At 58.7% G+C, this 12,953-nt stretch carries 9 protein-coding genes; 1 reads left to right on the forward strand and 8 read right to left on the reverse strand.

The annotated features are described in order from the left end of the window. Positions 1 to 26: 26 nt before the first annotated feature. Positions 27 to 698, forward strand: coding sequence for a MotA/TolQ/ExbB proton channel family protein (locus FIV03_RS21580; RefSeq protein ID WP_022999352.1), 672 nt, complete (start codon positions 27 to 29; stop codon positions 696 to 698). Here the strand turns inward: FIV03_RS21580 and FIV03_RS21585 are convergent. From FIV03_RS21585 to tssK, 8 genes are read right to left on the reverse strand one after another with little or no spacing between them, the layout of a single operon-like run. After that, positions 690 to 2,423: a hypothetical protein gene (locus FIV03_RS21585; RefSeq protein WP_152510926.1), complete on the reverse strand. Its 1,734-nt coding sequence runs from the start codon at positions 2,421 to 2,423 to the stop codon at positions 690 to 692. The genes FIV03_RS21580 and FIV03_RS21585 overlap by 9 nt on opposite strands. Continuing rightward, positions 2,420 to 2,842 carry a biopolymer transporter ExbD gene (locus FIV03_RS21590; protein WP_152510927.1) on the reverse strand — a complete coding sequence of 141 codons (423 nt, stop codon included), beginning with the start codon at positions 2,840 to 2,842 and terminating at the stop codon, positions 2,420 to 2,422. The genes FIV03_RS21585 and FIV03_RS21590 overlap by 4 nt, the downstream gene beginning before the upstream one ends. Before the next feature lie 39 nt (positions 2,843 to 2,881). Continuing rightward, on the reverse strand, positions 2,882 to 4,861 hold the full coding sequence (locus tag FIV03_RS21595) for a serine/threonine-protein kinase (protein WP_152510928.1): 1,980 nt from the start codon (positions 4,859 to 4,861) through the stop codon (positions 2,882 to 2,884). Next, positions 4,861 to 5,625 carry a PP2C family serine/threonine-protein phosphatase gene (locus FIV03_RS21600; RefSeq protein WP_022999356.1) on the reverse strand — a complete coding sequence of 255 codons (765 nt, stop codon included), beginning with the start codon at positions 5,623 to 5,625 and terminating at the stop codon, positions 4,861 to 4,863. The genes FIV03_RS21595 and FIV03_RS21600 overlap by 1 nt, the downstream gene beginning before the upstream one ends. After that, positions 5,622 to 6,296, reverse strand: a complete 675-nt coding sequence (gene tagF / locus FIV03_RS21605) for a type VI secretion system-associated protein TagF (protein WP_152510929.1) — start codon at positions 6,294 to 6,296, stop codon at positions 5,622 to 5,624. Before tagF ends, FIV03_RS21600 begins: the two co-directional genes overlap by 4 nt. Before the next feature lies 1 nt (position 6,297). Then, positions 6,298 to 9,951, reverse strand: coding sequence for a type VI secretion system membrane subunit TssM (tssM, locus tag FIV03_RS21610; protein WP_152510930.1), 3,654 nt, complete (start codon positions 9,949 to 9,951; stop codon positions 6,298 to 6,300). Positions 9,952 to 9,984: 33 nt separating this feature from the next. Then, positions 9,985 to 11,604: a type IVB secretion system protein IcmH/DotU gene (icmH, locus tag FIV03_RS21615; protein ID WP_152510931.1), complete on the reverse strand. Its 1,620-nt coding sequence runs from the start codon at positions 11,602 to 11,604 to the stop codon at positions 9,985 to 9,987. Beyond that, a complete protein-coding gene (gene tssK, locus FIV03_RS21620) occupies positions 11,604 to 12,938 on the reverse strand; it encodes a type VI secretion system baseplate subunit TssK (protein WP_055654006.1) in 1,335 nt (444 codons plus the stop codon). The genes icmH and tssK overlap by 1 nt, the downstream gene beginning before the upstream one ends. Between the last annotated feature and the right edge of the window lie 15 nt (positions 12,939 to 12,953).

Genomic DNA, 12,953 nt, shown 5'->3' on the forward strand with positions numbered 1-12,953 from the left:
TGAACGTCTGATGGAGCGTCTTTCGCATGGTCGAGACATCTTCCTCCCTTCTGGAGCTTGGCGGGCCGGTCGTGCTCATCCTGCTCGCAATTTCCGTTGCAGCGCTTGCAGTCATCCTCGCCAAGACCGTTCAATTCTCCACGGCCCGTGTTGGCCGTCACGGACTTGTTCGTCAGGCTGTCACGCAATGGCGAAGTGGTGAACGCACCAAAGCCGCGCAAAACCTTTTGAAGGACAGGTCCTTGTCGGGTGCGCTTGTGCGCAGCGCCATGGATGCCATCCAGATGCTGGATCAGCAGCCCCTGTCCTCTCAGGTGCGCGACATCAGGGAAGAACGACTACGTGAGGAAATTTCTGCCAGGGCTGCCGACCGTCTGTTCGGCCTCGCCAGTTGGCTGAAGGCGCTTGATCTGGTGACGCAGATTTCGCCTTTGCTCGGCCTATTCGGCACGGTTCTCGGGATGATCGAGACGTTCCAGACCCTTCAGGAATCGGGTGCGTCCGCAAATCCTGCCACGCTTGCCGGTGGCATCTGGGTAGCGCTCCTGACAACTGCCTGCGGCCTTGCCGTTGCAATGCCAGTATCCATTGCCGTCACCTGGTTCGAAACGAGGCTGGAAAAGGAACGGGCCGCGCTGGAAGTTCTCCTCACCGGCGTCTTCACTGCCGGTGCTTCATCATCGCAACCCTCAGCGTGACACCTTGAACGCCGTCAGCGAATAGACCCCAGGCTCTGCCAGTATCTCGGCCACCCGTTCGGAAGGAAGCCGTCCGAATCGAGAAGGCTGCCGCTCTGAAGGGCGGTTCCAGATTGCGAGCACGAGCGCTGTCTCGTCACTCTTGTCGCTGGCAATCATCGTCACCGGTACCTTGAAGCGCCAGCCGCCTGCCGTCTGACTGTTCGATGCAGGCAGAAGAAACTCCCGGCCGTCATGGATCTGCCCGGCATCATCGATCAGGTACAGTTCAGGTGGCCCCTTGCCGCTGAGATCCAGTCCCGACTGTTCCGCGCTTGCAATTCGCTCGATCGGCAAGTCACGCTGAATCACACCGGATACAGGAGTTCCGCTGCGCACGACCGTCCGGTCCAGTTCGACCAGACCGGCTGCTTCAATGCCTTCAGAAACGCCAAGAGCATCCAGCAAGGCGCATTGCCTGCGCGTCACCAGTCGGACTTCGATCTTTGCCTCGAAACCCTGATCCGCCTTGAAGCGCTGATCGAAGATAGCGAAAGGCGCTATGCCTGCGCCAAAGGCCGTAACTTCCGCGGTGTCCGCACCAGCTGCAAGAACAGACATATGTGTGCATTCACCGAACTTGTAACCGGCAACATAGTCCGACACCTTTGCCAGTGGATCTATGGAAGCGACCGCGACGGGCGGCACGTTTTCTGTCAACTCCCCCTGCGGTTGTGTTGCGGGGACCGTTGAAGAGACCGGGGCATTGGGCGCTAGCTCGGGAGTTTCCGTTTCCGTAGGCTGCAGGGCAGCAACCTGTTGTTCCGCAGGCAATACCGCATCCACCTCCGCACTAACCACCGGATCGACAGTAACGCTGGTATCGGGAGCAACAATGCCCGGGCTTTCAACGGAAGGCTGCGTTTGTGGAACAAAGACCTCAGACACGACTTCGTTGCCAGTGGGTTCGGCAGGTGTCTGATCGACGACGAGCGGAGCCAGAACAGGACTTTCCTGCACAGCCGAAACGATTGTCTGCGTCTCACCTGCGGCGGCAACCTCACCGATATCCGTTGCAACCGCTACCGAAGGCACCACTTCCACCGTGGCTGGGACTTCGGCACCGGAAAGAGTGACTTCAGACCCGGCAATAACGTTTGGCGCGACGGACGTCACAGCGACAACGGCATCCGGTACAGGCGTGGCGGCGACAACGGTGGAGGCGGTTTGCGGAACAACAGAAGGCTGAATCACCTGAAGCTGCTCCGGTGGCGTTGCGGTGACCGGGCTTGTTTGGACAGGGCTGACTTCTTGCGCTTCAATGATAGGCGTGTCGTCCGAAAGCGATTGATCCAGAACGGTTACCGGCACGGCTTCAACCAGTGCATTGACTGGGCTTTCGGTGACCACCGGCTCAGACAATACCGGCTCAAGGATCTCCGCAGTCTCGGAATTGACAACTGTTTCCACTGGCACAGAAGTCTCGACGGGCAAGGGAGTGTCCGGTTCGAGCGGTTGTGTGATTTCAGTTTCGACACTTGCCAGATCTTCAAATGGCAGACCACCACTTTCCAGGATCACTTCGGTCTCGACCGGTGGCAAGGGGGCTTCTTCCGTCCAAGGCAACGCTGGCAGGCCGTAGATCAGCGCGGAAACATGCAAGGCAACCGAAACGCCCAAAACAGCCGGCCACACGTACCCCGGGATATCCCATTGCCGGTCCTGGTTATAGGCGACAACGGTCAAGGTGCACCTGCCTCAACAGTCATCAGTGTCAGGCGTTTCACACCGCCAGCTTTCAATCTGTCGGCAAGTGTGGAAATGGCTTCCATTCTGGCTCGCTTGTCGACCTGAACCACCATGTGGGTTCTGTCGGATTGCCGAGCTTCAAGAAATGGGCCCAGGTCGTCGTAAGCCAGAACTTCACCGTCGAACCAGACAGTCCCTGCCCTGTCCAGTACAAGACTGCCTTCCAGTTTGCCGCTGCCATCGTTCTGTTGCGTTTCCGCCCAGTCGAACCCTTCAGGCAAGGGCGGCCGCAGCGTTCCGGATACCAGAAGAAACAGCAGCAGCAGGAACACCACGTTGATCAACGCAAGGGAGCTGTCCGCACGCCGGTGCGGTTTCAGCTCCTGCAAATGGATCGGTTTGGTGTAGCGTTTCATGGTTGGCCAGAATATCCGCTGCGCCAGGTCTCTTCCCGGTCAGGGCACCACTTTGACCGTGGTTGCCGTTGCCCGCAAGACCGGACCATCCTGCATCAGCTTTTCGAAATAGTCTTCCGGATCTTTTTCGCGGCGCTCGGAAAGCGTCTTGGTTATGTCCGGGCCCACCATGGCAATGATCAGGCCGGTTTCTTCAGTAGACGTTTTCAAGGTCAGCGGCACAACGAAACCGGCGCCCCGGTCGTCCGTCTGCAGATATGGGGACAGATTGACCGTCTCCCCCTTGCTGTTGACGAATATAAGCCCGAGCCCGCCAGTTGATGGTTCATAACCGGAAATGCGGCCAGCCATGTTGCTACCGTTCGGCACGACCGTTCGCTGCATGTCGAGACGCAATTCGGTCTTGGCGTTTCCCTGTGGTGTTCCTCTCAGAAAAGCTATCGCCGGACATTGCGCATCGCTCACAAGGTTGACCTGGATCTTCGCTTCAAACCCCTGAGACTGGGTGAAGTCGCTGTCGAAACTGATGAATGGCGGCGTCCTGGAAGCAAATCCCTCAATCTCTGCGGAACGGCTCGCGATCTCTATCGGCTGGAGATACATGCAATCGCCCGCCTGGTAACTGCTCACGAAGTTCCGGATCCGGTCTTCGGGGGTCACGTTTTCAGGCGTCTCTTGCGGATCGGTTGTCACGGGTGGCCGGGTAACGGTTTCGGTCGGTTCCGGTTTCGTGTCGACGGTCTCCTCTGGAGGCGTGGTCGGAATTGTCGGCACGGTGTTGCCTGGCGTCGTCGGCGCCTGCGTTTCCGGCGTTTGTGTTGAAGGCGACTGAAGCGCAGTTGTTTGTGTTTCAGTCGGCTGCTGGGACACTGGTTGCTGCGTTGCCGGTTGCTGGGTCGCTGGCGTCTGCGTTTGTTGTGTCACATTCGTCTGCTGCGACGGTGCGTCAGGCGCATTCGGTCGTGGCGGTGCCACAAGTACAGGTTTCTGGTCCTGCTCGGGCACGGATTGACCGACCAGGAAATAGACACCCCCGGCACCGACACCGGCGAAACCGAGCAGCGACAAGGCTACCAGAATGCGCTTGCCCCAGTTTGCCTGCGGTGGCGGCTGATCCAGTGCGGATTGTTCCGGCGGCGGCGCAGAAGATGGCCGAATGATCGTACGGTCCTGGTCCTGCCGCCCCATCGGAGCACCTAGCGTCCAGTCCGCAATTTCCTGCATGCTGGCCGGGCGGTTTGCCGGATCGGGCTGCAACATGGCTTCCAGCAACGGACGGAAACGATTGTCGATTCCTTCCAAGGGAGGCGTCTGCCGTCGTTTGTCGACGATCTGCACCTGCGTGCCGCCCATATCGATCTGTTTGCCGGTCAGGGCTTCCGCAATGACCAGGCCAAGCGAATAGATGTCGCTGCGGGCAGTCACCTTGGCATCAAAAATGCCGACCTGTTCTGGCGAAACATAATTGACCTTGCCTGCAAAGCCGTCACCGATAATTGTCGGTCCACCCGTGTTCGCCCGCGAAATACCGAAATCGATGATTTTGGCCTGCGCGACATCGCCGTTCTGGAGAATGACGTTGTCCGGCGAAAGATCCCGGTGGATCACTTCCCGGTCGTGAACCGCCTGCAGGGCTTCAGCCAAGCGCTTGATCAACCGTGCCACCGCCTCCGGCTCCAGCGGGCCTGATTCAAGGCGCGTACTCAATGACGGGCCACTGACGAACTCCATCGCCAGGTAATAAATCCCGAGCGTAGGTTCCTTCGCGAAGACGTAGTACTGGGTCAGTGCGTCGTGCTTGAGTTTGCGAAGGATCTTTGCTTCCCGCTTAAACAGATCCAGGATCATCGGGTCGCGCGAGAAGGTCGCGAGAAGGACCTTGACGGCAACCGGATCCCCGCTTTCCACGTCCCTCGCCTTGTAAACCGTCCCGATACCGCCATCGGCAATATGTTCCTCAATCTCATAGAGATTGTTGAGCCGGGTTCCGGCAGGCAGCAGGTGGGCACCAACGTTCATCAGTTGCGAACTCCTTCGCGCGCAGACATTGCATCGATATCGACAATCACGACAGTCACGTTATCCGAGCCGCCCTCTTCGAGCGCTCCATTGATAAGACATTGTGCCGTCGGCTTCGGCGCGCCGTTCATCAGGAAAGTACCAATCACACTATCGTCCAGATGTCCGGTCAAGCCATCCGAACACAGAAGAAACCGATCGCCCTGACGCAGATTTCCGGAAACCAGTTCGAGTTCAAGCTCAATCCCGGATCCGATCGCCCTGGTGATGACATGCCTGCGGGCGAACGTCCTTGCTTCTTCAGGCGTCAGCACGTTCTGGTCCACCAGTTCCTGCGCCTCGGTATGATCTGTCGTCAATTGTTCAAGACGGCCATTGCGCAGACGGTAGACACGGCTGTCGCCTGCCCAGAGGCACGCAAAGTTTGATCCGGAAATCAGAAGTGCGGCGATCGTCGTGCCCATGGCGGCTCCGTTCGCCTTGGCTGCGGCCTGTTCGATCCGGTCCTTTGCGGTAATCAACCTGCTTTCGAACTGCTCCAGAAGGTCTTCCGCGCTGCGCGGTTGCGCGATACTGGCAAGGGCTTCACGCACGAGACTGGACGCCATCGCACCGTCATGCATGCCTCCCGCACCGTCCATCACCGCGAAAACGCCCTTGCCCTCGTCAACGTAGAACGTGTCCTCATTGTGCTGCCGAACCCGGCCAACATGGGTCAGTCCAATCGCAAAGCCACGCATAGAGGCTTCCATTTGTTCGATCATGTTCGATGATCCTCCGGATGAAATCGCCCATGACTATTCCCTGCCACGTCCTGTCGAGCTTCCGAACCGGCGAAGGTTTCCGGTAACAGCAGCCATCGAAAGGCGCTTGCGTCCGGCAGGCCTGCACACGAAAACTCAAAACCCACATCTCCTGCACGGCACCAGAATTCGGATGACAGAACATCCGTTCCTGGCATCGTCGGTAATTCGGCATCCCTGCCCTTCTTGCCGCTTGCCTCCACCGCAAGTGGCGATTCCAGACCTGCGACAGCCTGTTGAAAGTTTTCCAGGCTGGCATCTTCCTGCAAGGTGTCGCGCAAGATTGCCTCGACATGGTCATACCAGGTCTCTTCCGGCCGACCATTCTGCTTTTCCAGTCGGATGTCGCTGGCAAGTGTCAATGGAAAGGTCCGGCCGACCTTGTCGACATTCGGCATGAAAGCACCGGCGACGGCCTGAACAGGTTCGTCACCCTCTGAAGAGTGCATAAGCCAGAATCGCCACACCGGCATTGTCATGAAGGCTTCCTCCCACCCCGCGCCCAGATCCAGACGGGATTGAGCGAGTCCGGTCATCAGGAAGGCCTCCCAGCTTTTCAGAAAGCCGGCAGGGCACTGCCCGATGACAAAATCCGCTCGTGCCGGCAGTTTGCCGAAATAACCGGTTCCCATTCTAGAAGCTCGTAGGGCAACTGAAATCGCCGACTGCAGACAGGAAGAACGGGTTGGGATTCGTTCTCAATGTCACCGTGAAGGCAACCTGTCTGCCGCCAAGCGTTTCACGCACGACGAACTTGTTCTGTCCGGAACTGACCCTGTTATCGCGAACGAAGCGATAGAAGGCCCAATCTCCATGGATTTCACGACGAGATCTGTAGCCTGGCACTTCCGGCTGGATCACCAGTACAACGCGAGGCGTAGCCGTGTTGCTGGGCCAATCAAAGTTGGCCGGCAACGGTTCGATTTCCGCATTGAAGCCGGGCCCACGCGTCACCAGTACGAGATTGCCGTTCACTTCCAGGCTGGCCGCGTCAGCCTGCTGAGACAGGGCGCGCGGAACCACCTGAAGTCCGACGGACGGAAACGCGTTTCCTGTCGGGAAGAAGGCCTGCTTGATCAGGTCTGCACGTTCGAACTGCCGAAGCGTTGCGTTCGACAGACGGTCCGCCTGAGACACTTCAGGCTTCCAGTTCCAGGGGCGCGTCGAGGTATCGACTAGCGGCTTCAGGTTTTCATCGAAAAACCGCTGCATGATTCCCGTCGGTGCGAACAGTTTGGCAAATTCCGTCATCGGCACTTCGGAGCGACCGTTTTCAAACGGATAGTTCCGGGCGACGATCCTGCGGCATTCACCAACAACCTGGGTGCTCAGCTTCTCGTTCAGCTGCGTGATCGAGGTTTCCTTGAACTCCTCGTCAAATTCCTTCGCAGCCTGGATAATCAGTTTATCGAAAGGCGGCGGGAAACGCGTCGCGTTGCTTCTCAGCAGAGACGCCTGAATTTGCACGTTGGAATTTGCCGTTTCGCTCTGCAGCGGGTTGTTGGCCACGATCAGAAGGTTGTCTAGGATGTTCTTGAAGTTCAGCAGCAAGGCATCGATCTTGCGGCTGTTCTCGCCTTCCACCAGTACATGGTAAGGACGGAAGTGATCTTCGATCGCCTTGCCCGGAATAATGGTTGGACCTCCGCCACCAGCGGCAGTTCCAAGCGCGTTGGACAACCCTCCCGGCGCGATTGCCTGAAGTCCGGCTTCAAGGCCGATACGTTTCAATCCACCGGACGAATCCAGCACGTAGCGCTGGAAGATCTTCTGTGCAGCGTTAGTGCCGGCATCTTGCGCGTTGCCGCCTGTCAGGTTTCCGGCAAGGCCTTCACTCGACAGATCCTGGGTGAGCAGGGTTTCGCGCCGAATGCTCTCAAGAAGCTGCACAACAGGTGATGTTGGTGCCGAGACGGCCTGAAGCGTCGTGTAAAGCGGCTTGTCGTTGCGCATCGACTTGAATTTCAAGTTGCCGAGCGCCTCTTCCCAGGCTTCGATGAAATCTTTGGTGTAAAGCGCCAGGATCTCGCCGGGAAGCGACTGATATTGGTCGGAAAAGGCATCGGCTTCCCCGACGTCTCCAAACACCCACTTGTCCCGTTCCAGTTCTTCACGAATGCCGGCAAGGTTCGGCAGAACCGAAAGATGGAAGCCCGGATAGGTGAAGAACTTGTCGACCGCAACCGTGTCCAACGTGTCGCCGTTTTCCGTTTCGAAAACGGTCTCCATGTCGGAGCCGCCACGTTGTTCTGCAATCCAGTCTTCGCTGGCAAGGCCCTTGGCACGAGACTTGAGAAGTGCATACCCACGCTCGGCCAGGCTGACGCGTCCGAGCTCTCGCTGGACCTCGGCAACCAGAATGCCGTCAAGCTGATCAGTCAGGACATTGCCACCGAAATCGAGATCGAGCATCGCAGCAACGTGGTTGTTGAGCTCGTTGCGCAAGATCTCGCCCTGAGGTCCAGGGAAGCTTTGCAGGAAGTCGGCACGGAACGAATTCTTGATCTGCTCCTTGTCGATCTCTGGCGCATCACCTGCCACCATGCGGTACAGCTTTGCCAGATTGTAGAGCGTATCGACGTCCTGTCCGCCCGGACCGGTACGATTGTCGAGCACCTCGGTCATCTGCTCTTCGATCCTCAAGAGCAAACGCGGCCGCAACAACCTTTCCAGACCACTTCTGTAGGACGTCACACCAGCTGCTTCCAGACGATCGCGCTGGCTGAGGCCGAACTGTTCCATGACAGGCGTTGGCGTATCGCGGCTGTCGTAACCGGCCGGCAAGCCTCGTAACATCGACAGGATGTAGGCGGTATCCACCAGATTGTCGTCGCGTACAACCCGCTCCGCCAGAACGGTTTCGCCGTTTACGCGCACCGTGTCCACAGCCTTGGCGGTTTCGTCAATCAAGGCCTTGTTGTTGAGATAACTGATCCCCCACAAGCTGCCGAGGCCCAGGGTCACGAGGGCAATGGCTGCGTAAGCCGCAATGCGGGTTGCGGTCGCAACTCTGACGGCCTGCCGGTTATGGGTTACCCAGCCGGCTTCTCCGATTATCACCTTGGAAAGAAGATCACGCAGGAAGTAGCTCTTGCCCTGACCGGATAGAGCTGCCGCCTGATAGGCTGTCCCGAAGGCCTGGCTCATTGAGCCGATGACCCTGTCGATGGCCGTGCCTTTTTGGGTGCCGGAGGTAAAATAGAAACCGCGCAGAACAGCATTCGGATAATACCGGCTCGGTTCGAAAATCGCATTCAGGAAACCGGTCAGACGATCCTTCAGGGCAGCAACCTGTGTCGGGAAGCCATAGAGCATCAGCCGGGCACGCGGATCCGGTTCTTCCTGAAGACGGTCCGCCATCTCCTCGTTGAGACGCTCCACCAGAAGATCAAACTCGGCGGGCGCTTCCGACACCATGTTCTTGTTTTTTTCGCGGGTCTGGAAAGTCGCTCCCCAGACCAGGTTGCGACGGGTTTCGGGATAGGAGCCGAAAAACTCCATGAAGCCTGCAACCGTGTCGGCCTTGGTGAAGATCACATAGACCGGGAAATCGATTTTCAAGGTCTTGTAAAGTTCGATCAAGCGCGTGCGGATCGCATCGGAATGCTGTTTCAACTCATCGTCAGACAGCGTCATCAGGTCTTCAAGACTGATCGACACCATGACGCCGTTGATCGGCTGACGCGGACGGGCCTTGCGCAGAATATTGAGGAACCCGTGCCAGGCTTCGCGGTCATGCTCCTCGTCGGAATCCTGCGTTGTGTAACGCCCCGCCGTATCGATCAGCACAGCCGTTTCAGCAAACCACCAGTCGCAATACCGGGTTCCGCCAAGGCCCTCCAGCTTCTGGGCCTCTCCCTTAGCGCGCGAACCGGCAAACTTCAAACCGGAATGCATCAAAGCCGTGGTCTTGCCGGCGCCCGGAGGGCCGATCATCAGGTACCAGGGCAAGTCGTAAAGATAGGTGCGCGCGTTTCCGCTGGACGTCTTGAGCGTCTTCAGCGCGTCCTTCATGCGCTCCGACATGATCTGCAAGTCGGCATCACTTGCCTTGGGCTGCAGGATCTCACTCTCGAGTTCCCGGTTGGCCTTGACGCGCTTGTAGATCCGGTAGCCGGTCCAGCCGCCAACGGTCAGAAGGACAAGCGCAACCAGCGACAACCTTACCCAGAGAGGTTCGAAGGGCCTCACACCGGCGATCGACAGGAACGGCCCACCAAACCAGATCAGACCGATCAGGGCGAGTATGCCGATGACGATTGCCGTTATTCCGAGCCAGAATTTCATAGATACAGCCTTGTTCTGCGGTTGCCCCGGATATCAGTTGTTTATCACCAGCCCTTTGGCCGGTGGTTTCAGGAAGACTTCCACACGTCTGTTGAGCGCCTTGCCTTCCCTGCTTGTATTGGGAGCGATCGGCTCGTCGGCGCCACGTCCTTCCACCTGCACCCGCCCTGGTGTCTGGAGGACTGCTTCCATGACGGCGGCAACTGCCTTTGCCCTTTCAACAGACAGGTGCCAGTTGGTCGGGAACCGCGGATTATTGCGGATCGGGTCGCTGTCCGTATGGCCGACGACCAGAATTTCACCTTCCACCTGATCGAGGGTCTGGCTGACCTGCTCGACAAGAAGCTGGAATTCAGGACGCAGCGTGGCGGCTGCGACGTCGAATTGCGCGCGCATGCGCAACATGATCGCCGGGCCCGCCTGCGAAATTTCCAGGCCATCGATACCTGCCAGCTGAGCGGAGACAGTATCGATCGCCGCATCTTCCGGTGGTGGTGGCGCGGGTGGCGGTTTGGGTTGATAGCCTTCGCGCGCCAGTTCGATCGGGCCCGACGGGTAAAGCGCACTTGCGCGTCCCGCGACAACTTCGCTTCCGCTCGACAGAAGAAGCATCAAGGTGACGTAGCCCCCGAGAAGCAATGCGCCTGCAACGGCCGCGACCGACCAGATCGGTACCGAGAACCCCGCCCGCTTTTGCAGGAGTTCCAGGCCACGCCAATGGGGAGAGAGATCGTCTCCAGGCCGCGGGCGAACACGACGCAGAATTTCATGCAGGTCGCGTCGTTCGCGCTCCAGGCCCTGCTGGCCACCCTGGATCGCACGGTACTTGCCGTAAAAGCCGAGTGACAGACAGGAATGCATGACCTCCAGAACACCGTAGTTACGACCGGGATCCTGCTTTGCCTTTTCCAGTAGCTGATAGAACTCGACACCGCCGGTTGCTTGACCGAAGAACTGGGTCAGCATGGAATATTGCGTCCATTGGTGGCGTCCGGCAGACGGCAGGTTCTGGACGATATCGTCTGATGTCGCACAGAGCGCATAGGCGGCGGAACGGATCTGGTCGTCCGTGATTCCGGCGCTCCGCAATTCTTTCTCGAACGTCTTGATGGCGCTGTAGACATCGCGCATCAACTGGTCGAACTGGGCATCCGTCATTGTCAGGTGAAGCCGGCCCAGAAGCAGAAGCAACGGGGCAGCCGCACGGGAAATCGGATTTCGATTGGCAACGCGGATCTGGTTGATGTCCGGCATATGTGCCAGTTTACCGGCCCCTTGTGCAGGTGCGGCCGCCGGCTGTGGCGCAGCGCCTTGCGGCGCCTGGTAACCGCCTGGCGGGGTTCTGAGATCCGGTGCCTGCTGCTGGCCATACTCGTATCCAGCTGGCGTCGGAGCGTAAGGATCACGTCCTCCGCCGCCTCCCCCGCTTTGCCACGGGTCCGAGCCACCGGAAGGCGGATTGTGTGGCGGAGGCGGAGCTGCGTGTCCAGGAGGCGCCTGACCGGGAGCCTGTTGTGGCGGCGGCGCAGGTTGTTGCGGGGGCTGCCCGGGTTGTCCTGGCTGGCCTTCGCTCCATCGCCCGCCCGGATTGGGCATTACAATTGTCTTCCCCTTGCGTTTGGAAACACCAAAGGGATCGTCATTGTCCGACATCAGCGGCCCTCCCGGACGGCATAGAACTCAAGCTGCAGATCCGGCCAGTTGCCGGAGAATTGCAGCCCGATCGCCGAGTCCTGGCTAAATTCGCGCCAAAGCGGGGTCGTCTTGTCCAGCCGGAAGTAGACCCGGTCCGTGAGAGCCCGGATCTGTGCCGGTGGTACCGGCATGTGGATCAGCGGAATACCCGGCAGGTTGGAATAGACGATCTGGCGCATCTGACCGAAGGGGCCAACCTTGAAGAGCCTCGGAAACTCGTTCTGAATTTCCGTCAAAGGCCTGCGGGCAGCCACTTCGATGACAAAGCCCGCCTGCGAGAACAGGTTGCGATCGACAATGGTCGACTTGAACGCATTCGGCGCCAGCTGTTCCAGAGGCAAGCGGATTGCCCGCCGGTCATAACCGGCCGACAGGAACGCCTGTATGTCGGCCAGGACCGGTTTGAAGATATCATGCAGCTTGTCGTGGTCATAAACCGGATAGTTGCGCGCTCGGCGCTCTTCCGTTGCGAACGTTGCAAGCTCCCCCGCCAGCTGCAGGAACAGTATGTACAGCCGCTCCGGATGCACATAAGCGGATTTGCGAAGGTGCATCAGCAAAGGATAAGTGCGGTTGAGCAGCTGCAACGTCAGATAATCGAAATTCTGCAGTCCGCCCCCGGCGGACGTATCGGCGGCGTAACGCGCCAGTTCGCTCAGTTTGCGCTCCACCCAACCAATGACGGAGTCAATCCAGCCGGTGACGACCGGATGCACATGACAGGCAAGTACCGGCGGCGCAAAGGAACCATCGGTTATGACGATGCGATCCTTGATTTCCGTGATACGGGCGACCGGCAGGCAGACCTGACCGGGATGGGGTGTCGAGCGAATCGAATACTGCAGGCGCGGATGCGCAACATCGATCTCCTCCTCCTGGCGGATGGTGGAGGTGGAATCGATGATCGTCTCCCTGCCCTGAATATATCTCGTGGCGGCATCGTCGCGGCCATTGGCGACTTCCACTGCATTGACGGTCGTCTCTGGAATTCCCAGCCAGACGATTTGTCCAGCTGCGTCCTCCGGAACGTCGATTGCAGGCGGCGGCGTACCGTCGGCCGGGAAGTTGAACACCGTTCCGTCGGAGAATATGCCTCGGCCATAGCGAAGCGCGAACCGGCATTGCTGGCCTACGTCCTGATCAATTTCCAGCTCGGAAAAGCCCCAGGGATAGGGAGAGGCAAAACGGACCCGTTCGTCCAGCATGTGCTCCGCGTACCGGTCGCTCTGCTGGAGATGATGAGGCCGCAGAAATAAGCCTTCGGTCCATGCAACCTTGCTATACCACGACATAAAGGTACTGCTCCC

Source organism: Labrenzia sp. THAF187b, from assembly GCF_009363375.1.
Taxonomy (GTDB): Bacteria; Pseudomonadota; Alphaproteobacteria; order Rhizobiales; family Stappiaceae; genus Roseibium; species Roseibium algicola.